Here is a 21,807-nt window from a genome sequence, read left to right as displayed (position 1 = left end):
CTGACCAATACAAACCAACGTTCACAAGAACCTTTATCTGACAGGAAGTTCCCATGCAACGCCTTGCCTGCTCCGGCCTGCTGGCCATCACAACGCTCGCTACCGCAGCTTTATTGACGTCGCCGCCGCTGCTGGCAGCCTCCCCATCAGCCTATCAGCCCAACTACCAACAGGGTCAGGCCTGGCTGGAATACCGCCTTGCCAACGAGACACCCGGCACCCGTGCACGTAACCTGATCCTGTTTCTTGGCGACGGCATGAGTGTCACCACGCTGACCGCTGCACGCATCTTTCAGGGCCAGCAACAAGGTTTCAGTGGTGAAGAAAACTTCCTGTCATTCGAGCGCTTCCCCTATTCCGGATTGGTCAAGACCTACAACACCAACCAGCAAACCCCGGATTCCGCCGGCACCATGAGCGCCATCATGACCGGCGTCAAAACCCGCGCCGGGGTGCTCAGTATTGGCCCCGAACAGGATCGCGCTGTCTGCCAGGGCAGCCAGGCCCACCAGCTGACAACATTACTGGAATACGCCAGCCAGCAAGGATTGGCCACCGGTGTGGTCACCACCGCCCGCCTGACTCACGCGACCCCGGCAGCAACCTACGCCCACACCCCCGAACGGGACTGGGAAGCCGACAGCGATCTGTCTGAAGAAGCGCGCCAGCAAGGCTGCGAAGACATTGCCGCCCAATTGATCCACCGCGGCTTTGCCAACGGGCTTGATCTTGCGATGGGCGGCGGCCGCAAGAACTTTATGACAACAGCCCGGGAAGGCGTACGTCTCGATACCGACCTGACCCAGCAATTCAGCACACGCTATCCCGACGGCCAACTTCTACTGAGCCGAAATGACCTTATGGGCATGCAGGCTCGTACCCCGGTGCTTGGCCTGTTCGCCGACAGCCATATGGCCTACGCCCATGACCGCACCAGCGCCGAACCCTCTCTCACCGAAATGACCTTTGCCGCCTTGCAGATCCTGCATCAGCAAACCCAAAACAGCGACCGGGGCTATGTCCTGATTATTGAAGGTGCCCGTATCGACCATGCCCATCATGCCGGCAATGCCTATCGCGCCCTCACTGATACCGTCGCCATGGCCGATGCTGTCGCCTTTGCCGACCGCATGACCAATGACAACGACACCCTGATCATGGTGACCGCAGATCACAGCCATACGCTGTCCTTCTCCGGTTACCCGCAACGTGGCAACGATATTCTTGGTCTGGTGCAACACAACGACCAGCTTACCCATGCCAGCGATGGTGCCCCTTACACCACGCTGGGCTACGCCAATGGCCTGGGTGCCAATGATATTGATCCGGTCAGCGCTGCAGAATCCGGCCGCCAGAATGGCCGAGTCCACTGGCATGAGGATGAAGACACCAGTCACCCGGACTTCCATCAGGCTGCACTGGGCCACCGGGAAAGCGAAACCCATGGCAGCGACGATGTCGCGATTCACGCCAAAGGCCCGGGGTCACAATGGTTCCGCGGCCTGCTGGAACAAAACAGCCTGTTTCACCTCGCCAGCCGGGCACTGCACCTAACCACCCAGGCCCCGGCCGTCACGGAGGACAACTGATATGACCGTTATGACCCCGCTCAAACGTGCCGCACAGCTCACCATCACCCTGAGTGCCATGGCACTGGCCAGCTGCGCGACCCATGACAGCAGTACCGATCCGGTCAGCGACAGCCAGCCACAACACACCACCGAGGTATTGATCCCCGGCCCGGTCAGCAGCAGTGACTGGTATGCCCTAGGGCAACAACAAGCCGACCAGCGCCAACAACAGCCAGACAATCAACACCGAGCCAAAAACCTGGTACTGGTCATTGGTGACGGCATGGGAATCACCACGTTAACGGCCGGGCGCATCTTCAGCGGCCAGCAACTTGGTCTTAACGGCGAAGACTTTGCCATGAGCTTCGAAACCCTGCCCTATTCAGCCCTGGTCAAAACCTACAACACCGACCTGCAAACACCGGACTCGGCAGGCACCATTACAGCCCTGCTCACGGGCACAAAAACCCGCGCCGGAGTACTGTCCGTCGGCCCTGGCGTCACCCGAGGAGACTGTGCCAGCGGTGCAGGCCAGACGCTCGACACACTGATGGATCTGGCACAAGCGCAAGGCAAGGGTACCGGTGTGGTCTCCACCACCCGCCTGACCCACGCCACCCCGGCGGCAACGTATGCCCACAGTGTCGATCGCAACTGGGAAAACGACAGCCAGCTGACTGACGAAGCCCGCACCTCCGGCTGTCAGGACATTGCCACCCAACTGGTCAACAGCGATCTCGATATTGCTCTTGGTGGTGGTCTGGCGCAATTTAACACCACTGCCACTGGCGGTGCTCGTCAGTCCGGCAACCTCACTGACGATTGGCAGCAGCGCCCGGATCATCACTTGCTCACCAACCGGGACGCCTTGCAAACCGCCGATTTGAGTCACGGCCAGTGGCTGGGGCTGTTTTCTCCCTCACACCTGCCATACGTTGACGATCGCGATACCCAAACTCCCGGTTTGCTGGATATGACCCAGGCCGCCGTGCAACGCCTGTCACACAACGAGGAAGGTTACGTACTGGTGATTGAAGCAGGCCGCATCGACCACGCCCACCATGAAGGCAATGGCTATCGCGCCCTGAAAGAAACCGAGGAATTACACCAAACGGTTGACTGGCTGCTGCAGTCTGTTGATCTCGAAAATACCCTGCTGCTGGTCACCGCCGACCATAGCCATACACTGACTCTGGCAGGCTATCCGACCCGCGGCAACCCGATGACAGCACTGGTAACGGGCAATGATGATCACGGCCACCCGGCACCAGAGCCTGATCGTCTGGCGGATGGCGAACACTACACATCGATGAATTATCGTAATGGCCCCGGCGCTGTCGCCATGCCGCGTCCGGCCATCAGCGCCGACGAAGCTGAATCACCAGACTATCGTCAGCAAGCGTTGATACCCATGTACTCAGAAACCCATGGCGGCGAAGACGTCGCCGTCTACGGGGCTGGCCCCTGGTCCCACCTGCTGGGTGGCACCATGGAACAACACTGGCTGTTTCACTTGATGCGTCATGCCCTGACCGTCGATACCGCAACAGGACGATAGCGACTGGGATAACAATAGGGATAGGGATACGTCGGTGATCGTACACGGGTCGCCGACGGCTTGGGTGTCGCCGACTCGCCGTCGCGTCTGCTGTTGGCCAATTCGGTTGGTCAAGTCACAACTCACTCCGGAGCGGGTAACAGAGAGGCTGCCCGCGCAGGGTGCAAGGAAATCATGGGAGCGCCATCCTGTTGTTGATAACTGTGCCGTAAACGAAAATGCTCGTTAATGCGGCGAACACACAGGGTTATTCTGACCGTCAGCCAACGATAATCGACCCGATCTTCAGCATGCACGATCACCGATGCCTGATTATCAACAATCGCCTGACACAGCGGAGCCATTAACGTCTGGATCGACTGGTCACGCAGTTCAACCAGATTCGCATCCAGCAGAAACTCGGCCAATGGCGGGGAATTGTCTTCATAATGGCTGCGAAATTCATCATGCACTGCCATACCCAACGGACGATAATCCAGACGTACCACCACCGGGGTTTCCTCTTCGCCAGCCGTTGACAGCGGATAACCGGGGGCCATAAACGCCGGAGGGGTTTGTCCTTGCAGTAACAGTGCCCGGTCCAGCCGGTGCTGTAACCGGTCCAGGCCGTTACTGAGTGGCACCAGCGTCCATAGCTGCTCAAGTGCCATCGCCGCCGCCGCCAGCTCTCCCTGAGCCAACCAATCCTCAACCTGTTGCTGATAGGCGGCAGCCCATTGATAGGCCAGTGGCACCACCGCCATATTGGTGGGCCAGAGGCGACGAAATTCATCGATACGTACCATGGCGTTCCAGACCGCAGGCTGGGATAATCGCCCGGCAGCCAGATCCTGTCGGATCGCCGCCAATGCCGCGCTGGCAGCCGTTTCCTCATTCTGTTCGGTGGAAACAGCCGCAGAGCCCACCGGCTTGGCCTGTACTGACGGACTGCCGCCGGTCAATCCCCATAACACTGCGACTGACAAACAAAGAACCCATATACCGCCAGAGAATCCGGGCGGCCATCCCTGATACTGAACACTCATTCGAGGAAATACGCCTTTATGTTTAACCCAACCGGACTGCTTCGCTATGGCACTCTGCTCTGTGTGCTGCCTGCCGTTGCACTGCTGATTGTCTATGGACTGGACTTGTCCGCCATTACCGAGTGCCAGCAGCAAGGGCTGACTTATTCACCCGAGCTTGGCAGCTGTATTGCCAGCGCCGAACCCATCACGACGTATTACGCACGCCATACCCTGATCATCAATATCAGCCTGCTGATTGCGACCGCAGGGGCATTGGCCATGACCGTCGGCATGGTGCTGAAAGGCCCCAGCCAGGGCAGGCAAAAGGACTGAGTTGCCAAGCTCCCGCCGAGGTCAAGGTGCTTCGCTTCAGGCACAACATTTTTTGAATTTTTTCCCTGATCCACAAGGGCAAGGGTCATTACGGCCCGGCTGCAATTGCTGCCACTCGGCCTCGCCATCGTAATAACGCCAGTGCTCACCCTGTTTAACAAAGCGTGAGCATTCATGCAGCGTTTGCCAGCGGCCATACGCGCGAAAGGTCGCGGTAAAACACACCGTCGCCGGATCACCCAGCTCATCGGCGCTCTCAATGTCCAGCCCGTACCAGCGCATGGAGGCTTCACATACCGGGCCGTCTGGCCGGGTGTCTGGATGCCAGCTGGCCTGCAGATAATCTTCCAGCTCCAGCACAAACGCACTGTAACGCGATCGCATCAACGCTTCTGCGCTGGCGGCTGGCTGCCCCAGATGTAATGGCTGACAGCAGTCGCCATAATTCACCACCGAAGATGCTGCCAACATGCGGCCACAAGGGCAGGGAGAATCCGGCGTCATTGAGCTTGTCCTCTGACCATCCCTAACAGACGGGTAATCCCCTGATCCAGTGACGGACTGTGTTGATCCGATGAAAAAGCCGCCATCATCCGTTGTCGCATACCGGGCAGGGTCATCATATCCCCCACCAGCGCGTTAAACGTGTCCTGCCCTTGTTCATTAACGGCCAGGGTTTCCAGAAACGCCAGCAGCAACTCTCCTTCCAGATCTGCCCAGCAACGGCTGGAAACCGCCGCCAGCACCTCGACAGAACGGGCAGCGGGATGCGCCAGCAGCGCGTGTAGCAACAGTCGGCGTTGTTCAATATTTTCGCTGTGAGACAGCGCCCGGGCAAACGCGGCGAGATCATTGGCATCCGGTTCTGCGGCAATCACACTGGCAAGCCGGTCATTGACCGCACTGGTCAACACCTGCCCTGGCGAAATATTTTCCATAAACCCGAGTATCACATTCAACGGCACCTTGGGCAGGTATGGCAGGGCCCGCGTCAGCAACGCCTGGTTATTGTCTTGCTGATAACCGGCAACGACTTCAGCCAGCCCCTGCAAGCCCAGTTGTTGCCAGTTTTCCCAGCCCATATCACCGGCCAGATAACCCCGGGTAGTGGCGTAAAAGCGACTGTCCGGTGCCCCCAGCTCGCGCGCGGCCAGCGCATGAAAATACGCCATTCGATGGGCATCCGGCTTGAAGCTGAACGGTGCTTCACCTTTATCATTGCTGCTGTCCCCGGCGGCCAGACGCTGGGCGATATAACGGACAAAGCCATCACGGGCCGGCGCATCCAGCAGGTTTTGTTCATCCAGCGGCAGCTTCAGGAACCAGATAGCATGCTGCCCCGGTTGCTCAGGGTGCCAGCTTAATAATGCCAGCCAGGCATGCTTGAGATACGGCACCGGATAACTGCGCCTCTGCTGCTCAATTTCTTCAAACAGCGCAGTGTCCAGTGGTTGAATACGGCGGCCCATGTCAAATACACGCAGGCTAGCGCCGCGCTGGCTTACCAGATCAGTAATGGTCACTCGTTGTCCTCTAAAAAATGCAAAAGCGGTCGCCAGTGTAGCAGATTCTGCCGAATGGCCGGTTGTCATGGTGAGGCAAATGGCAGGATCTTGCCGTGCTGGCAGCAGATCCTTCTGCGACACTCACAACAAGCAGGTATGATAGCCAGCCATTGCACAGGCACTCACAGGAGACAAGGTATGCTGATCGTATTGGCGCTGCTGGCCGGATTTATCATTGGTGGCGGAGGAGTAGGTTTTTGGCTCAGTCGTCGCTGGCAGCAACAGGTAAAAGACGCTGAAACCAGTCTGACGGAACTGCTCAGTCAGCATCAGCAAGAACAGGAAGCAGCCAAGACATTACGGCAACAGGCGGCAGATCTCAGCTATCAGCTCAACGAAGCCAACAAAACCATCCGCTATCTGGAAAACCGCCCGGGTAAATAATCAGCTCTGACCCCAGGCCAACCCTGCCAGCCGCTTGGCGGGGTTCAGAAAGCGGCCGCCTGCAGGCTGGCGCGCTTCTGCTTGGCCAGGCGGGCGAGCAAGCGCCGCTCAACGTCCTGGCACGTATCCCCGGCCACCAATGCCACGGTGGTGGTCAGCAAGGATACCTCACCCAGTATTGGCCACGGCTGCCGCTCCATCTGTCGACGCATACGTTCCATCAGGACGATAGCACCATCTTCCGCACAGTCTGGCAGTAGCAAGATAAACAGCTCATCCCGGATACGGAAAATCTCATCCCCGGCCCGCACTTCATTACGAATCCCTTCAACAAACTGCGGCAAAAACTGACTGACGGCGTGCTGTCCATGCAAGTCACACAACTGGGAAAAATCTTCAATACTGAAACCAATCAGCGCCAATGGCCGCTTGGCACGCTCGCTGCGAGCCACTTCCCGCTCCGCTACCAGCGAAAAATGACCGGCATTATAAGCCCCGGATTCACCATCATTTAATGTCAGTGAAGCCACCATCAGCAAGCGGTGCTGGATCAACAAGCCATAACAGGCAACCGAGGCCGCCACCATGGTGTAAACCAGTGCTGCCCGGGTTGCCACCAGCACATCCGCAGCCATCATGACAGTCCACCAGAGGGCGATAATCATACCAATGTTATAAATATGGCTGAGGGTACGACGCAGGCAAAAATAGCTGAGAAACGGCATCATCAACAGATAGTTCAGAGATAACGCCATGCTGGGTTCGATCTGGATAAAACCGGGTGCCACTACCAGCACCAGTACCGGCAGCGCCAGCCAATCATGATGGCTGCAATCCCGCTGCAGCCAGATAATCGCCGCCGCCAGCAAGAGCATCGGAATCACACAGAAACTCATCAGCACGGTATCGTACAGACCCAGCTGGAACTGCTCCCATACCACCCAGCTCATCAGCAGTGCCGTCAAGACAAACAAGCCCGACCGCAACACCGGGCCACGATGGTGATTATCAAGCATGATCATCATGACAAGCCTCCCTGATCCGTACGACCAAGCTGTCCACATCGTCGTCTGGCTGATAATGAATAGCGACAATATCCAGAGGCTGCTCACCCGCCCTGGCAACAGGGTCCAGTTGCTGTTCGATCAAGCGGAAGTCATCCGTAGTGCCATAAGGCATCAACACCAGAAAATCATCCGATTCCAATCGATACAACATATGAAAAGGCTGTACCCCCTGTTGCAAATGCGTTCCCAGTTGTTGGATACGATCTTCAAACGCCTCGTTCCCCAGTTGACGCCAAGTACCCGGCACCAGCACCAGGGTCAACAGCAGCCGGGATGAATGACGATCCGCGCGGGGGATTTCACGGGCCAGATCGATCAGCAGTTGATCCTCCCGATAGGCACCGGTACGTGGATCCGCCCCGACTTCTTCGCGCAACCGGATAGTACCGGATTCATTCATCCAGCCAATTGCAGCGGCGACCGCCACACTCACGGTATAGGTTGTCATAACCTGTGCTCGCAACAGGATATCCAAACAGGCGGCCAGACACAGAAATAACACCGAAAAAGCCAGCATCATCCAAATGGCATACTGCCATCGAAACGCAAACACCAGATAGAACGGCACCCAGAAACCAATATGTACGGTGTCCAGGCCAATGGTCATCTCCCGCAAGGCCATCAGCACCAGTAGTGTCACGACCAACCATTCAGGCCAGCGACGTCGATAGGGTTTGTCGTGCAACAGCAGATAACGGGCATAAATACTCAGCAGGCAACCGAGCAATAAAGTGGCAATCGTCTCTCCAACATGCTGGTGTCGCCAATCAATCCAGGACAGCGCCGCCAGGCATACGGCCATCAGCAGACAATAGAAAGCCGTCAGCCGTAACTCTTGCTGTCGTAAAAAATACGTATTGTTCTTGCCTGTGAGCATCAGAAAGCCTTTGTCATTGGGATTCGTCGGCCAGTACCTTGACAGGAAAACGCCGCATCACCCCGGTGCCAGGTAACCGCAATACCCTGCCCCCGAACGTAATTACCGGGTTAATCCGCAGGTGGGTAGTGTATACTAGCCAACTTTATCTGTTTCCGACCGATCGGGTGTAATCGATGGATGTAAACCAATACATGATAACGCTGGGCCAACAGGCACGTGCTGCTGCAACAGCCATGGCCAGAGCCTCAACCCAGGACAAAAACAAAGCCTTGCTGGCCATCGCCGATGCCATCAGCCAGCAACGTAGCGACCTCTATCAAGCCAATGCCACCGACCTTGAAAACGGTCGGGCCAAAGGCCTGGATGCTGCCCTGCTCGATCGCCTGGAACTGACCGACGCCCGTATTGACACCATGATTGAAGGCCTGCATCAGGTCGCCACCCTGCCAGACCCGGTGGGTGAGATCACCGATATGAAATACCGCCCCAGCGGCATTCAGGTTGGCAAGATGCGTGTGCCTCTGGGTGTCATCGGCATTATTTACGAAAGCCGCCCGAACGTAACCATCGAAGCCGCCAGCCTGTGTCTCAAGTCCGGCAATGCCACCATTTTACGGGGTGGCTCGGAGTCCATTGCCAGCAACCAGATGCTGGCAACCTGTATTCGCACCGGTTTGGCCGCTGCCGGATTACCTGAAACCGCCGTGCAGGTAGTGGAAACCACCGACCGTGCCGCTGTTGGCCACTTGATCACCCTGCCAGAATTTGTCGACGTTATTGTACCTCGTGGTGGCAAAGGGCTGATTGAACGCGTCAGCAAGGACGCCAGGGTCCCGGTTATCAAACACCTCGACGGCATCTGCCATGTGTATCTGGATCGCTTTGCCGACCAGACCAAGGCACTGAATATCGCCGTTAATGCCAAAACCCACCGTTACGGCACCTGCAACACCATGGAAACCCTGTTGGTGCATCAGGATGTCGCCAATGAGTTACTGCCAGCGCTGGGAGAAGCCTATGCTGCCCTGGACGTTGAATTACGTGGCTGCGACCGCAGCCGCGATATTCTTCATGGCATAACAGCCGCCACCGCTGCAGACTGGGATACCGAGTACCTGGCACCGATTCTGTCGATCAAGGTAGTCGACAGCATTGAGGCTGCCATTGAACATATCAATCGCCACGGTTCGCACCATACCGACAGTATTGTCACCGAGAACTACACCCTGGCGCGCCAGTTCCTCACCGAAGTCGATTCCAGCTCGGTGATGATCAATGCCTCAACCCGTTTTGCCGACGGCTTTGAATACGGCCTGGGAGCAGAAATCGGTATCTCTACCGATAAAATTCATGCCCGTGGCCCGGTCGGACTGGATGGTCTGACCTCACAGAAATACGTTGTGTTTGGTAACGGCGAAGTACGCAAATAATGAGCTCAACCGTGGCAGCCGCACGGGCTGCTCCCTGGGCCATTCTGGGCGGTACCTTTGACCCGGTTCATATCGGGCACTTGCGTATCGCCTTGCAATTACGCGACGCCGGTTTTGAGCGGGTGCTGCTGATGCCTAACCGTATTCCGCCACACCGGCCGTCCCCCCGGGCGTCATCAAGCCAGCGCCTGGCCATGCTGAATCTCGCTACCAGCGACCTGGATGGTGTCGAAGTCAGCGATATTGAATTACAACGCCCGGAATGCAGCTACAGTGTCATTACCCTGGAATGGCTGCGTACCCTTTACCCGGCCATCAGTTTTACCTGGGCAATGGGCACCGATGCCTGGCTCAGTTTTGACCGCTGGCACCGCTGTGACGACATCCTTGATCTCGCCAATCTGATGGTCATCAGTCGTCCCGGAGAACGCCAGCCCGTTGCCCCATGGCAACAACAACAGTGGCTGGCACGACAGGCTTCCATTACTGACCTGTTAGCCAGTCCTGCAGGTCGTATCTGCCAACAGGCCTGGCCCGGGCTGGATATTTCAGCATCGGGCTTGCGTCGAGGCATTGCCGAAGGCGAGAATGTCCGGTTCCTTACTCCAGACCCTGTACTGGACTATCTCACTCAACACCAACTTTACCGATAAGTAGCGAATGCAAACTGAGCAAATCAAAAACCTGGTCGTCGATTCCCTGGACGATATGAAAGCCAGAGACATCACTATTCTGGACGTACGTGGCCGTACTTCTGTCACCGACTGGATGGTCATTGCCACCGGGACATCCAATCGCCACGTTACCGCCGTCGCAGGCCATGTTGAAGAAAAAGCCAAGCATGCCGGCCTGCGCCCCAATGGCACCGAAGGTCGTGCCGTCGCTGACTGGGTACTGATCGACCTGATCGACGTCGTCGTGCATGTCATGACCGACCAGTCGCGCCACTTCTATGACCTCGAGCGACTCTGGGGTGAACCTGCCGACTCATCCAGCAAGGGTCATGCAGCGGAATGAAAATCCGGCTGCTGGCGGTCGGTCAGAAAATGCCCGCCTGGGTGACAGACGGCTATCAGGAATACGCCAAACGGCTACCTGCCGACTGCGCCCTGGAACTGGTGGAAATCAGCCCGGGTCACCGCAGTAAAAGCAGCAGCAAGGAAAAAGCCATGCAGCAGGAAGCTGCTGCCTTGCTAAAGGCAATACGGCCACAGGAACATCTGGTCGTACTGGATGTCCTTGGTAAACCCTGGTCAACAGAACAGCTCTCCGGTCATCTGTCGCAATGGCGCATGGACGGTCACGATGTGGCTCTGGTGATTGGTGGCCCTGATGGCATAGCCCCAACGCTGCTGGCGCAGGCAAAACAACGCTGGTCACTATCCAGCCTGACCTTGCCGCACCCTCTGGTACGCGTGGTGGTGGCTGAGCAGATATATCGAGCCTGGACCCTGTTGCAGGGCCATCCTTACCACAAATGAGGCCTGCATGTGGGAGCACTCCTTCCGGGATAAATCAGCTGAAGTAAAGCTGTTTCGTTCTCGTGCCGCGATTCTGGGCCTGATTATCTTTGCCTTGCTGGGCGTGCTCGTCTGGCGTATGGCCTATTTGCAAATCACCCTCTACGAAAAATACCAGAATCTATCCGAAAACAACCGTATCAAGATCCAGCCGCTGCCTCCCAAGCGTGGTCTGATTTATGACCGCAATGGGGAATTGCTGGCAGAAAACGTACCCTCATACAGCCTGACGCTGGTGCCTGAACGCGTTCGTAATATGGAAGATACTCTGAATTTTATCGACGATATGATCGGTATTTCAGAACGGGACCGGGAACAGCTCGAACGACGTCTGGAACTGCGTCGTCGACCCTACGAACCCGTTGTTTTACGCCATCAACTGACCGAAGTTGAAATTGCCAAGGTCATGGTCAACCGGGTTTACCTGCCCGGTGTCGATGTCGAAGCCCAGCTGGTGCGTCATTATCCACAAGGGGAAACCTTTGCCCATGTACTGGGTTACGTCGGACGTATCAACCAGCGGGAACAAAATCACCTGGATACCGATATCGATACCAAACGCCGCTACAGCGCCACCCAATACATTGGCAAACAAGGTATTGAAAAGCGTTATGAAAGTGACCTGCATGGCGAACCCGGCTATCAAAAAGTGGAAACCAACGCCCGCGGCCGTATTTTACGGGTATTGGAGCAGTCAGACCCGACCCCCGGACAAGACCTGACCCTGCACCTCGACAGCCGCCTGCAACGGCTGGCCCAGCAACAACTGGCCAATCACCGGGGCGCTCTGGTGGCTATTGAAGTCAAAACCGGGGGGATTCTCAGCCTCTACAGTAACCCGGGCTTTGACCCCAACCTGTTTGTTACCGGTATATCCCATACCGACTATAATGCCTTGCGTGACAATCCGGATTTACCCCTGTTCGACCGGGCCATACGGGGCCGCTATCCACCGGCATCCACCCTGAAACCCTTTATTGGTATCGGCGTCACCGACCTCGGTGTGACCAGCTGGAGCCGTACTATTTTTGATACCGGCAGCTTTATGCTGGAAAACAGCTCCCGGGTCTACCGGGACTGGAAACGCCAGGGTCATGGCGAAGTCAATCTGGAACGCGCTATCGTCGAATCCTGCGATGTCTATTTTTATGATGCCGCCGTCCGCGCGGGAATTGACAAGCTTGACCCTTTTTTGGCGCAGTTCGGCTTTGGCCAGAACCTGGCGATAGATGTTGATAACGCCTTCTCCGGGCTGCTGCCCGGCCGTGAATGGAAACGCAAACACTACAAAGCCAGCTGGTACGCCGGTGATACCGTCAACCTGGGCATTGGCCAGGGCTATATGCAGGTCACCCCCTTGCAACTGGCCACTGCCACAGCGTTAATGGCCAATCGCGGCAAGTGGGTCGCTCCCCGTCTGCTCTCTGCCCACAGCGGTCAGCATGAAGCGATTGATGAAAGTGAGGCCCAGGACATCAAACTGAACAACGAAGACAACTGGGATCATATGTTTGAAGCCATGCGCAAAGTGATCTCCAGCCCTCATGGCACTGCTCGCGTGCTGCAAAAACACCTGGAGTTTTCCATCGCAGGCAAAACCGGTACTGCCCAGGTTGTCGGCATCAAGCAAGATGAAGAATACGACTCCGACGCCCTGCGCGAGCGCTTGCGTGATCACGCTCTGTTTATCGCCTTTGCACCGGTTGAAGATCCGCAGATTGCGATTGCCGTGGTGGTCGAAAACGGCGAATCAGCGGGTCGTACCGCAGCACCCATTGCTCAATCAGTTATTAATCTTTACCTCAGCGGAAGCACTGGCGAATGAGCAATTCCGACTTCACCCGCACACTGGGTAGCGGCATACACCCGGGATTTGATCGTGGTAAAGCATTATTCACCCGCATTCATCTGGATTTGCTACTGGTGATACTGCTACTGGTGCTGTGCCTGGCCGGCTTACTGATACTGTATACCGGCAGTGGCCGAGATACGCATATGCTGGTACGCCAGGCCGTGCATATGGGCATTGGTTTGCTTGGCATGGGGCTGGCAGCACAGCTACCCCCTCGCTTTTATCAAATGATTGCGCCCTGGGCTTATCTGTTGGCTCTGGTTGCCTTGATCAGCGTGCTGATTGCCGGTGTAGGGGCCAAGGGCGCGCAACGCTGGCTGGCCCTGCCCGGGCTGCCCCGCTTCCAGCCATCGGAACTGGTCAAGCTGATTCTGCCACTCACCGTGGCCTGGTATATGGCCCGGCGACCGGTGCCGCCGCATATCACCGACTTGCTCAAGGCCAGCGGGCTAATTGTTATCCCGACGATACTGATCCTGAAACAGCCCGACCTGGGTACTTCACTGTTGATCTCAGCGTCTGGTCTACTGGTGCTGTTTTTTGCCGGTATGGCCTGGAAGCTGATTGGTTCCCTGATTGCTATCGTCTCAGCCTGTGCCCCACTGATGTGGTTTTTTGTTATGCACGACTATCAAAAACAACGGGTGCTGACCTTCCTGAACCCGGAAAGTGACCCACTGGGGTCTGGCTGGAATATCATTCAGTCAAAAACCGCCATTGGCTCCGGCGGCATTGAAGGCAAAGGCTTTATGCAGGGTACCCAGTCACAACTGGAATTTCTGCCAGAGAGTCATACCGATTTTATTATTGCCGTACTGGCAGAAGAACTGGGTCTGATTGGCGTATTGCTGCTACTGGTGCTGTACTTCCTGATCATATTCCGCTGTCTGGTGCTTAGCAGCCGTAGCGAGACCTTGTTTGGCCGCCTGCTAGCGGGCAGCTTGTCCGTTACCTTTTTTATCTATGTATTTGTGAACATCGGTATGGTTAGCGGAATTTTACCCGTGGTGGGTGTTCCACTACCACTGGTCAGCTATGGTGGAACGTCAGTCGTCAGCCTGATGACAGCCTTTGGCCTGATCATGTCCATGGCAATACATCAAAAACGTTAATCAAAATACTTAACAGGGAATCAGTATGACCAGACTTACACGTCAACTGGCAAAGACTTGCCTGGTTATCAGTCTTAGTGGCTCAGCGCTGGCATATGCCGGTTACGACCAGCACCCTCGCTTTAATGAGTTTGCGGCCGAGCTGGAAAAGGAATATCAAATCCCTCCTGCAGAAACCAGGCGTTGGCTGGCAGAATCGAAAAAACTCGACTCGGTACTGGAAGCCATCGCTCGTCCGGCAGAAAAAACCCTCGAATGGGATAGCTATCAGGATATTTTCCTCACCAGCAAGCGCATTGAAGGCGGCAAGGCCTTTATGGCAAAACATGCCGGACTGTTGGCGGCGGCAGAACAGAAGTACGGCATTCCCAAAGAAATCATCACTGCCATCATCGGTGTGGAAACGTTCTACGGCAGTCGTCAGGGTAGCTACCGGGTACTGGATTCACTGGCCACACTGGCATTCGACTACCCTAAACGGCCGATCTTCTGGCGCGAATTAAAAGCCTTTTTCTCACTGGCCAAAGAAGAAAATCTTGATCCCGCAACCGTCAAGGGCTCTTACGCCGGCGCCATGGGCTACGGTCAGTTTATTCCGACCAGTTTTCTCGCGTATGCCGTTGATGGCGATGGTGATGGCCAGCGTGATTTATGGGCTAACCCAGCGGATGCCATTAACAGCGTCGCCAACTATTTCAACGTCCATGGCTGGCGAGCACACGAGCCGGTGGTACAACGCGCCCGCGTCAGCGGCAACCAGTACCAGCAAGCCGTTAATGACAACCTGAAGCCCAAATGGACTGTCGCAAAACTGGCAGCCATGGGAGTTTCCACCATCGAGCCAGCAAATGCCGAAGACCCTGCCAGCCTGGTCAAACTGATTGGCAAGCAAGGAGCCGAGTTCTGGCTGGCCCACTATAACTATTACGTGATTACCCGCTATAACCATAGCCGTCTGTATGCCATGGCGGTTTATCAGTTGAGTGAGGCGCTGAAACAGTGAAGACCGGCTTTTGGCTGATCATGGCGCTGCTACTCAGCGCCTGCAGCTCGCGTTACCAGCACAAGGAAGACTTCAGTCCTCCAGAACCACCGGATTTATCCACCATAGAGGAGCCCACCCCCACACGGGAACCACTCAGTGTGACGGGTAACGGCCCAACGTATCAGGTGCTGGGGCAACGCTATCAAGTACTGGATCAACCAACGTCATTCCGGCAGACAGGCATCGCCTCCTGGTACGGCATGAAATTCCATGGCCACGCCACCTCCAACGGTGAAATTTACGATGTTTATCAATTTACCGCGGCCCACAAAACCTTGCCGTTACCCAGCTATGTGCGGGTAACCCGTCAAGACAACGGCAAAAGTGTGGTGGTACGGGTCAATGATCGCGGGCCATTTCATGAAGGCCGTATTATTGACCTGTCGTATGCCGCTGCCCACAAAGTGGGCCTGGATGTATCCGGCACCGCCCCGGTCACGGTCGAACTGCTGACCCAGCCTTACCCCGACAAGGTACACTGGATACAGGTGTCAGCCCTGTCCGACCAGTCCAACGCCAGGCGGCAGCAGCAAAGCCTGAGTCAGGCGCTGAAGCCACTGTCGTGGCCTGTGGAGGTACATCAGGGCAATCTGAATGGCAAACCACTCCATAAGGTACGTATCGGCCCGGTACCGGAAGGAGAGCCCTTGCAGGACTTGCTGATCAGGTTGGAAAACCTGCAGATCAACAACCCCGTCATACTCGGTGCTCATCAACTCGACTGAGCACCATTCACATTGCCGTCACGCGCAGCAGATCACAAGCCACAAAAAAAGGGCCACGACCAAACTGGTCGGGCCCGAGGCAAGGGTACTCAGCGCAGAAAATAATAAAACCGGCTCTTATTCTCCAGAGCCGTGTTTTTTGATGTCCTTACGGATAGCCGCATATACACCTACAAAAAATACGCAGGTCAGTCCGACAATCACTAATCCGGCAAAAACAACTTCGTCCATAAACATAGTGGGATTCCTCACTCTTAGTCGGTCTTGCGTTTGACGTGTTGAGGGCAATGTAACAGTCCACACCTGTGTCAAATTGACTCACATCAAGCCGTTTTTCAGCCGCTCTTTATAACCGTTGCTACGCTTGATATGCATCAAAAGCGACATAAGATCAGTTATTGGCTGGCTTGCTTATTGCGCTGAAACAGAAGGCAGGATTTCAGGGAGACGGTTATTCCGATGATCAGGTCATCACCGGCAGAAACAGGGGCAGGGACGTTATCCGGACGAAGATCCCTGTTGTTCCAAAAGATCTTATTAGGGTCGAGCAAACCAGCGCCCACAGGCGCTGGCTGCTGAAAAATGACAGGTCTTGCGTGGCATCCTTGCACAGGGTGCTGTCTGTCATGCTTATTGATCGTTATCTTTCTGGATTACCGAACGCCACTGCAAGGTTAATTCAGGTCATCTGCACCAGCAATTCACAGATTTTTCAAAACGAGTTCAATATCGCACCAAAAAACAACACATTGATAACAAACTAATTAGAGATAATTCGCCCCCGATAGACCCGGGTAGACGGCCCGATCCGCTCCCGATCATCAATCATGGCCGTCGCACCGCGGTACGTTCTGTCCATAATCGGCTTGGTTTTTGGTGTTTGGGTCGGCAAAAACATCTCAATCATCTCAAGTAAATCATGGCTCACGCCGCTTTTTACAAGGGTTCTGAGGTCATCTTCCAATGAAGGCGAATCATAGTGAATTATGCAGCCCTGCTCTTCTTTCGCTAATCGCTTTATTTTTTGTAGTAGTGCGATATTGTTGCGGTTGAATTCAACCATGTGGTTCCCCCCAAGTTGGTACTGGGGATTTTACTGCAACGCTCATACCATTGTTTTGTACTTTGTTCCGATTTGAACAATCGGCTGATCCAACTCACGATCTATATAACGGCTAAACTGACCAGCCACACACTCCCAGCTTAGCTGTTCTGCCGTCACTCGTGCCGCCTTGCCCTGCTCAACCAGATCACTCTCCAATAATGCCTCGGCGGCAGAGACAAACATCCGCTCGGCAATATCCGGCTTCTCTTCAACCGGAGCCAACGAACCGTTAACACCGGACTGAATATGCATATGGGCAGCTGCCATATCAAATGCAGCCACTGGCAAGCCACTGGCCATGGCCTCCAGCGTTACCAGACCAAACGTCTCCGTGACACTGGGAAAGACAAACAGATCAGCGGAAGCAAAATGCCGGGCCAGTGCCTCGCCCGTTTGCACGCCGGCAAAAATCACATCGGGATGGCTGGCCTGAATATCACCACGCATCGGGCCATCCCCCACCATCACCAGTTTCAGATCTGGTCGGGTCACCCGTAACTGGTCATAAGCCGCAATGGCGAGCGGGATATTTTTCTCTGCCGCAATACGTCCGACATACAGCATCACCCGATCACTGTCCTTGACCTGCCAGGACTGCCTGAGACTGATACTACGCCGCCGCGGATGGAACAGATGACAATTGACCCCGTGAGGCAATACCTGAACGTTATGAAAGCTGGATTCACATAAAAAACCGGCGACTTCTTCGGAAGGAACCAGGGTTCCGGCGGTACGGTTATGGAAGCGGCGCAGCCAGTTCAGCGTCAGGGTTCGAATCCAGCCCAAGCCATAATAACTACTGTAACGATGAAAGTTGGTATGAAACGCACTCAACACCGGAATGCCGCGCTCGGTGGCCAAATTCAATGCCGAGTTGCCCAGCGGGCCTTCGGTGGCAATAAAGACAAATTCCGGCTGAAAACGATCCCAGGCCGCCCGAATATCTCCCCGGGCTGGCCAGCCAATCTGTAAATCCGGGTACATTGGAATGGTCAAACCACGGCACCAGACTTCTTCCACTTCTGGACGCCATGTCGAGCGCGGCCGAGTACGAATCAGCTGTACCTGAAAGTGACGAGGGTCCAGCGCATTAATCAACTGGCGCAGGGAATTAGCGACACCGTTAACATCGGGCACATAGGTTTCGGTAACAATACTGATACGAAGTGGAGCCATACGGGTCTGGCACTCTGGCTAAATTCAACCAGTGTGCCAGCACCACCGTGACACTTTGATGAAGCCAATAAAGCCCCATATCACTCCACCAAACGTCAGCTCTCCAAACCAGCCCTCCACGTCATCCTCCGGCTCAGAACGCCTGAACAACAGCCTGAAACCAGGGCGACCCAACCGGGAAAGGGAAATGGAAATGGAACTTACCCAAAAGAAGCAATAGTTTATCGAGCAACCAAAAACAGCGAACAGGATAACAAGCCGGATAACAAACGAATGACAGGCGGGTTATGGGTCATGCGGGGAAAAGAGACAGGCTGGTCAGCCAATACGAGCAGACTGCCCGTCGCAGATACCAGTCACCCCAGTATCAACGACGGGCCGGAGACCCGCATACAGAATGGATATAACCAATGCTTAATGAGTGACTTCTGAAGCACTCATCGAGGACGTCGTTTCTTCACTCAGTTTGGACAAGCGATAACGTAATTGCCGTGGCGTCAATCCCAGCACTTTTGCAGCCATGGTCTTGTTGCCGTTGCACTTATCGATGGCTGCGTGAATATCACTCAGTTCATCTTCTTGCACACGCTGGTAAGGACGTGCATACAGAGTCTTGAAATTAGGCACCACTTGTGTTGCCAGAATCTGAGCAATCTGAGCACCAAGGCAGTGCACCAGTTCAAGGCTGACATTGTCCAGTCTTGCACCACGAAGGTCCATCACCAACACAGCCAGTACTGACTGACGCAGCACCAGAGGGACCAACAAGCAACGATCCTGCAAGGTCAGGCCACTGGCTTGGGGGTCAAATCGTTCCGGACGCTCACTGCCATCCTTGATGACCAACCATTCACGTGATTCAAACTGACGGCACAAGGCATGTTGGACAGCAAAGCTGTACACACCATTAGTGACACCAGTGGAACAATATTGGGCTTTAAAGCGGCTTGGGGAGTCAGGTAATGCAATGGATACATTACGCAGTTCCGTGTGTTCAGAAATCAACATCAGCAGGCGCTGGATGCTTTCTTCGTCCTGGTAACGACCTTCAATGATTTCAGTCAGGCCTGTCAGCCAATGGGCGGCAGTGGCAGGTTTGGGCTGGCGATAGTCTTGGATATCAGCGATTTTGTACATGGGCAGATCCTCCTTTACATAGTCTTTCGCAAACTCCGTACCAGCTCTGCCAAACCAACCAATAAATTTTGCAGGCAGGTGCCCGGATCATGGCCAGCGCCCAAAAAATCATCAGAACAGGTCAAAAAAGCACTATTGGCTGACTATACGTACCGTACTGCGGGGTTGTGACTGGTTTATCCAGCGTTCTGTCATCACTCTGGAACAGTCAAGGAAGAAAAAAATATTGCCTTTTATCAATAACTGCCCAAGTAAAGCCAGCAATGCTCACAAAAATGCACAAAGAATTATCACAAAGACGACACAGTCGGTGCAAAAGAGTGCAAAGGCAGAATTCAGAGAAACGTTGATGATAAGGACTGGCCGCCGGTCAAACGGATCGAAGACCAGCAGCCGGGCATCCTGTTCCATGCCCTGTCAGCTTTTACCTTGATATACCTTGATGATTATTCAAGCAATGTCAGGATCGTCACTTGGCATATATTCCTTATGCAGCCAGTTGGCGGTAAAGCGGCACACATCATGAGTCGTTAGCAGACCAGCCAGTCTCTCATTACGCATGACAATCACAGCGCTGCTGCCATTGTCTGCCATATAAGCCAGCACGACATCCAGACGCGTGTGCAGATCAACCCGGGCCACGCGTCGTTGACACATATCACCGACCACCAGCTCCTGGCTATCATCCAGATTGTGTCCAGGCTGCTGCGCCAACTTGATATCGTCAGCCCCTAACAACCCGATCACCTCATCACCATCCATCACCGGCAGATGATGACACTGATGTTGTGCCATCAAGTCTGCGGCTTCTGTTAACCGTGTGTTTTCACCAATATGCAGAGGGAATGCTGTCATTACTTCAGCGAGCGTTGGCATGTGTCTCATACAACGAGTCTCCGATATTATTATTGCGGTAACGATCTGAACAACAAGACTGGGCGCTGACAACAACAGTCACCCACCCTTCAATCAAACGCCGATGCGACCCAGGGTATCCACGATTTGTCGCAAAATCTCAGACAGTGCCGGATGATCCTGATCGAAGCGAATGGCGTACTCTTGCAAGCCTTCCACGACATCACCGCTGTCAGTCAGCTCCATCACTTCAATATCTTCCGCAACTTTTCTCATCAATCCTGCGGTTTCTTCATCCAGCTTCGGGTTGGCCTGCAACTCTTCATGCAATTGCTGAAGCTGTTCCTTTAGTTGATTTTCCATACACACCTCTCTTTTCTACAGTCTGCGAGACAAAACACATTGCCTGATACTACAGGGGACATCCATTTAATCCTGCACGGCTCTGCGCGAGTGTTGCCGTTGTTCAGGGCAAGGCGACGAATGCAGCGAAATGACGAGTCCTTTTCAAATTCGTCAACACCGCACTGGACGGCGGCAACCCGCGCCCTTCGGGGGCTGCCGGATGATCTCGACTCGATGTCGCCGACTTTTGACTTGACCCGTCAGGCCTGCAAGTCGGCTTCGTGATTCGAAACCATCCGGTAGCCTAGAGTGAGCACCGGATTAAATAGATGCCCCCTACAGGCATTGTGCATCAGGATACCTGATCAACAGCTGATCTTGCGCACGATTGTACAAACCCGGCCGGATTAGAGGTCTGTTAGAGAGCTGGAAGAACATCCGAATGGCTGACTATATAGCGATAGCACGGGATAGCGGGAAGGTTTGGGAGGATACAGCGCCAGCAACCATCAGGCTGCAGGCGGCGTGTATAGCAACAAGGTGATCATCCGATCAATAAGTAGCCTGGCAGAAAATGGGCATTCCACAGGACTGGGCGAGACGCTTGAAAGCAGGAAAATTGGCATAATCACCAATATACAACAATGGGTTACGTGACAAATCCAGCCGTTGCAATTGCGGCAAAATCCGTCCCAGCACATTCAGTAACATGCTGTGACTACCCGCAAGCGGCACCCACACTTCCTGTTGCCCGGCAATACGGGATAAAAATCCAAGTAACAAATTGGAATTTTCATCCATGCTGGAACGTGTATCGGTATACACCAGGTTCAGCCACTGACCTTTGGGCAGATGATAAAAGTTTGCCATATGTACGGCCGTTGGCAGCAGGTTTTCTGCCAGCAGATGTATTTTGGCCATCGTTTCCTCGTCAGATACGTCCCCGCTATTATGTCGGGCAGGTACCTGAACCAGCTTCACACTCCATCCTCGAGATGTGATGAATTCCTCTGGAATCCGGGCAAACATAATGTCCTCTGGCTTGCCCAGCCTTTGTGCAGCTTCCATTTCTCCTCCGTTTAACACAGCCAGCTGACCGGGTCAGCGATTCGCTACAATAAGTTCAGTCAGAACTACTGC

The 21,807-nt window shown here is 54.8% G+C and carries 25 protein-coding genes; 13 read left to right on the top strand and 12 right to left on the bottom strand.

The genetic code is table 11. The features are described 5' to 3' along the window. Window positions 1–53 precede the first annotated feature (53 nt). Together Q8W32_RS12800 and Q8W32_RS12795 are read left to right on the top strand one after the other, a co-directional pair. Window positions 54–1,589 carry an alkaline phosphatase gene (locus Q8W32_RS12800; protein WP_305415224.1) on the top strand — a complete coding sequence of 512 codons (1,536 nt, stop codon included), beginning with the start codon at window positions 54–56 and terminating at the stop codon, window positions 1,587–1,589. Between the two features lies 1 nt (window position 1,590). Next, window positions 1,591–3,129 carry an alkaline phosphatase gene (locus Q8W32_RS12795; protein WP_305415223.1) on the top strand — a complete coding sequence of 513 codons (1,539 nt, stop codon included), beginning with the start codon at window positions 1,591–1,593 and terminating at the stop codon, window positions 3,127–3,129. Between the two features lie 122 nt (window positions 3,130–3,251). Here the strand turns inward: Q8W32_RS12795 and Q8W32_RS12790 are convergent, their stop codons facing one another. Then, the gene (locus Q8W32_RS12790) at window positions 3,252–4,094 is read right to left on the bottom strand and encodes a hypothetical protein (protein ID WP_305415222.1); all 843 of its coding nucleotides are present in this window, start codon (window positions 4,092–4,094) and stop codon (window positions 3,252–3,254) included. Between the two features lie 78 nt (window positions 4,095–4,172). On the opposite strand from Q8W32_RS12790, the gene Q8W32_RS12785 reads away from it, so the two are divergent. Next, complete coding sequence (locus tag Q8W32_RS12785; protein ID WP_305415221.1) at window positions 4,173–4,469, top strand: hypothetical protein; 297 nt, start codon at window positions 4,173–4,175, stop codon at window positions 4,467–4,469. Window positions 4,470–4,505: 36 nt separating this feature from the next. Here the strand turns inward: Q8W32_RS12785 and Q8W32_RS12780 are convergent, their stop codons facing one another. Next, window positions 4,506–4,973: a YchJ family protein gene (locus tag Q8W32_RS12780; protein ID WP_303432465.1), complete on the bottom strand. Its 468-nt coding sequence runs from the start codon at window positions 4,971–4,973 to the stop codon at window positions 4,506–4,508. After that, entirely contained in the window at window positions 4,970–5,992 is a 1,023-nt protein-coding gene (locus tag Q8W32_RS12775; protein WP_303432467.1) for a DUF3549 family protein, read from the bottom strand. Before Q8W32_RS12775 ends, Q8W32_RS12780 begins: the two co-directional genes overlap by 4 nt. Window positions 5,993–6,172: 180 nt before the next feature. On the opposite strand from Q8W32_RS12775, the gene Q8W32_RS12770 reads away from it, so the two are divergent. Next, window positions 6,173–6,418, top strand: coding sequence for a hypothetical protein (locus Q8W32_RS12770; RefSeq protein ID WP_303432469.1), 246 nt, complete (start codon window positions 6,173–6,175; stop codon window positions 6,416–6,418). Window positions 6,419–6,462: 44 nt separating this feature from the next. Here Q8W32_RS12770 and Q8W32_RS12765 read toward each other — a convergent pair whose 3' ends face one another. Then, entirely contained in the window at window positions 6,463–7,443 is a 981-nt protein-coding gene (locus Q8W32_RS12765) for a diguanylate cyclase domain-containing protein (protein WP_305415220.1), read from the bottom strand. Then, a complete protein-coding gene (locus Q8W32_RS12760; protein ID WP_305415219.1) occupies window positions 7,427–8,362 on the bottom strand; it encodes a hypothetical protein in 936 nt (311 codons plus the stop codon). Before Q8W32_RS12760 ends, Q8W32_RS12765 begins: the two co-directional genes overlap by 17 nt. Window positions 8,363–8,538: 176 nt before the next feature. Here Q8W32_RS12760 and Q8W32_RS12755 point away from each other — a divergent pair, with 176 nt between their 5' ends. The 8 genes from Q8W32_RS12755 to Q8W32_RS12720 are packed head-to-tail and all read left to right on the top strand — an operon-like array spanning window position 8,539 to window position 16,049. Further along, complete coding sequence (locus Q8W32_RS12755) at window positions 8,539–9,795, top strand: glutamate-5-semialdehyde dehydrogenase (RefSeq protein WP_303432475.1); 1,257 nt, start codon at window positions 8,539–8,541, stop codon at window positions 9,793–9,795. Window positions 9,796–9,806: 11 nt separating this feature from the next. After that, entirely contained in the window at window positions 9,807–10,448 is a 642-nt protein-coding gene (nadD, locus tag Q8W32_RS12750) for a nicotinate-nucleotide adenylyltransferase (protein WP_303432477.1), read from the top strand. A 7-nt stretch (window positions 10,449–10,455) separates the two neighbouring features. Further along, a complete protein-coding gene (gene rsfS / locus Q8W32_RS12745) occupies window positions 10,456–10,812 on the top strand; it encodes a ribosome silencing factor (protein ID WP_303432480.1) in 357 nt (118 codons plus the stop codon). Continuing rightward, window positions 10,809–11,276, top strand: a complete 468-nt coding sequence (gene rlmH / locus Q8W32_RS12740) for a 23S rRNA (pseudouridine(1915)-N(3))-methyltransferase RlmH (RefSeq protein ID WP_305415217.1) — start codon at window positions 10,809–10,811, stop codon at window positions 11,274–11,276. Before rsfS ends, rlmH begins: the two co-directional genes overlap by 4 nt. 7 nt (window positions 11,277–11,283) lie before the next feature. Next, window positions 11,284–13,140 (top strand): penicillin-binding protein 2, encoded by a 1,857-nt coding sequence (gene mrdA, locus Q8W32_RS12735; protein WP_303432484.1) that lies wholly within the window; start codon window positions 11,284–11,286, stop codon window positions 13,138–13,140. Beyond that, window positions 13,137–14,279, top strand: coding sequence for a rod shape-determining protein RodA (rodA, locus tag Q8W32_RS12730; RefSeq protein WP_303432486.1), 1,143 nt, complete (start codon window positions 13,137–13,139; stop codon window positions 14,277–14,279). The genes mrdA and rodA overlap by 4 nt, the downstream gene beginning before the upstream one ends. A 25-nt stretch (window positions 14,280–14,304) precedes the next feature. Beyond that, window positions 14,305–15,282, top strand: coding sequence for a lytic murein transglycosylase B (mltB, locus tag Q8W32_RS12725; protein ID WP_305415215.1), 978 nt, complete (start codon window positions 14,305–14,307; stop codon window positions 15,280–15,282). Further along, a complete protein-coding gene (locus Q8W32_RS12720; RefSeq protein ID WP_303432488.1) occupies window positions 15,279–16,049 on the top strand; it encodes a septal ring lytic transglycosylase RlpA family protein in 771 nt (256 codons plus the stop codon). The genes mltB and Q8W32_RS12720 overlap by 4 nt, the downstream gene beginning before the upstream one ends. A 117-nt stretch (window positions 16,050–16,166) precedes the next feature. Here Q8W32_RS12720 and ccoM read toward each other — a convergent pair whose 3' ends face one another. Further along, window positions 16,167–16,286 (bottom strand): cytochrome c oxidase subunit CcoM, encoded by a 120-nt coding sequence (ccoM, locus tag Q8W32_RS12715; protein ID WP_303432489.1) that lies wholly within the window; start codon window positions 16,284–16,286, stop codon window positions 16,167–16,169. Between the two features lie 161 nt (window positions 16,287–16,447). On the opposite strand from ccoM, the gene Q8W32_RS12710 reads away from it, so the two are divergent. Next, entirely contained in the window at window positions 16,448–16,813 is a 366-nt protein-coding gene (locus Q8W32_RS12710; RefSeq protein ID WP_305415214.1) for a hypothetical protein, read from the top strand. On the opposite strand, the gene Q8W32_RS12705 is transcribed toward Q8W32_RS12710, so the two are convergent. From Q8W32_RS12705 to Q8W32_RS12680, 6 genes are all read right to left on the bottom strand, one after another. Further along, window positions 16,810–17,112: a hypothetical protein gene (locus tag Q8W32_RS12705; protein ID WP_305415212.1), complete on the bottom strand. Its 303-nt coding sequence runs from the start codon at window positions 17,110–17,112 to the stop codon at window positions 16,810–16,812. The genes Q8W32_RS12710 and Q8W32_RS12705 overlap by 4 nt on opposite strands. A gap of 42 nt (window positions 17,113–17,154) precedes the next feature. Then, entirely contained in the window at window positions 17,155–18,330 is a 1,176-nt protein-coding gene (locus Q8W32_RS12700) for a glycosyltransferase family 1 protein (protein WP_305415211.1), read from the bottom strand. 414 nt (window positions 18,331–18,744) lie between these two features. Continuing rightward, complete coding sequence (locus Q8W32_RS12695) at window positions 18,745–19,467, bottom strand: helix-turn-helix domain-containing protein (RefSeq protein ID WP_303432493.1); 723 nt, start codon at window positions 19,465–19,467, stop codon at window positions 18,745–18,747. A 450-nt stretch (window positions 19,468–19,917) separates the two neighbouring features. Continuing rightward, complete coding sequence (locus Q8W32_RS12690) at window positions 19,918–20,352, bottom strand: CBS domain-containing protein (protein WP_303432494.1); 435 nt, start codon at window positions 20,350–20,352, stop codon at window positions 19,918–19,920. An 84-nt stretch (window positions 20,353–20,436) separates the two neighbouring features. Continuing rightward, complete coding sequence (locus tag Q8W32_RS12685) at window positions 20,437–20,685, bottom strand: DUF4404 family protein (protein WP_303432495.1); 249 nt, start codon at window positions 20,683–20,685, stop codon at window positions 20,437–20,439. A 534-nt stretch (window positions 20,686–21,219) separates the two neighbouring features. Continuing rightward, on the bottom strand, window positions 21,220–21,588 hold the full coding sequence (locus Q8W32_RS12680; protein ID WP_303432496.1) for a hypothetical protein: 369 nt from the start codon (window positions 21,586–21,588) through the stop codon (window positions 21,220–21,222). Window positions 21,589–21,807: the final 219 nt, after the last annotated feature.

Origin of the sequence: Oceanobacter sp. 3_MG-2023 (assembly GCF_030688925.1) — a bacterium.
Taxonomy (GTDB): Bacteria; Pseudomonadota; Gammaproteobacteria; order Pseudomonadales; family Oceanobacteraceae; genus Oceanobacter.
Note: the sequence above shows the minus strand (reverse complement) of the source record. Positions and strands in the feature narration are given on the sequence as shown.

Coding starts and splice junctions, on each gene's coding strand:
- Q8W32_RS12800 (WP_305415224.1), top strand. CDS start 54: ATGCAACGCCTTGCCTGCTCCGGCCTGCTGGCCATCACAACGCTCGCT.
- Q8W32_RS12795 (WP_305415223.1), top strand. CDS start 1,591: ATGACCGTTATGACCCCGCTCAAACGTGCCGCACAGCTCACCATCACC.
- Q8W32_RS12785 (WP_305415221.1), top strand. CDS start 4,173: ATGTTTAACCCAACCGGACTGCTTCGCTATGGCACTCTGCTCTGTGTG.
- Q8W32_RS12780 (WP_303432465.1), bottom strand. CDS start 4,973: ATGACGCCGGATTCTCCCTGCCCTTGTGGCCGCATGTTGGCAGCATCT.
- Q8W32_RS12770 (WP_303432469.1), top strand. CDS start 6,173: ATGCTGATCGTATTGGCGCTGCTGGCCGGATTTATCATTGGTGGCGGA.
- Q8W32_RS12765 (WP_305415220.1), bottom strand. CDS start 7,443: ATGATGATCATGCTTGATAATCACCATCGTGGCCCGGTGTTGCGGTCG.
- Q8W32_RS12760 (WP_305415219.1), bottom strand. CDS start 8,362: ATGCTCACAGGCAAGAACAATACGTATTTTTTACGACAGCAAGAGTTA.
- Q8W32_RS12755 (WP_303432475.1), top strand. CDS start 8,539: ATGGATGTAAACCAATACATGATAACGCTGGGCCAACAGGCACGTGCT.
- rsfS (WP_303432480.1), top strand. CDS start 10,456: ATGCAAACTGAGCAAATCAAAAACCTGGTCGTCGATTCCCTGGACGAT.
- rlmH (WP_305415217.1), top strand. CDS start 10,809: ATGAAAATCCGGCTGCTGGCGGTCGGTCAGAAAATGCCCGCCTGGGTG.
- mrdA (WP_303432484.1), top strand. CDS start 11,284: ATGTGGGAGCACTCCTTCCGGGATAAATCAGCTGAAGTAAAGCTGTTT.
- rodA (WP_303432486.1), top strand. CDS start 13,137: ATGAGCAATTCCGACTTCACCCGCACACTGGGTAGCGGCATACACCCG.
- mltB (WP_305415215.1), top strand. CDS start 14,305: ATGACCAGACTTACACGTCAACTGGCAAAGACTTGCCTGGTTATCAGT.
- ccoM (WP_303432489.1), bottom strand. CDS start 16,286: ATGTTTATGGACGAAGTTGTTTTTGCCGGATTAGTGATTGTCGGACTG.
- Q8W32_RS12705 (WP_305415212.1), bottom strand. CDS start 17,112: ATGGTTGAATTCAACCGCAACAATATCGCACTACTACAAAAAATAAAG.
- Q8W32_RS12700 (WP_305415211.1), bottom strand. CDS start 18,330: ATGGCTCCACTTCGTATCAGTATTGTTACCGAAACCTATGTGCCCGAT.
- Q8W32_RS12695 (WP_303432493.1), bottom strand. CDS start 19,467: ATGTACAAAATCGCTGATATCCAAGACTATCGCCAGCCCAAACCTGCC.
- Q8W32_RS12690 (WP_303432494.1), bottom strand. CDS start 20,352: ATGAGACACATGCCAACGCTCGCTGAAGTAATGACAGCATTCCCTCTG.
- Q8W32_RS12685 (WP_303432495.1), bottom strand. CDS start 20,685: ATGGAAAATCAACTAAAGGAACAGCTTCAGCAATTGCATGAAGAGTTG.
- Q8W32_RS12680 (WP_303432496.1), bottom strand. CDS start 21,588: ATGGCCAAAATACATCTGCTGGCAGAAAACCTGCTGCCAACGGCCGTA.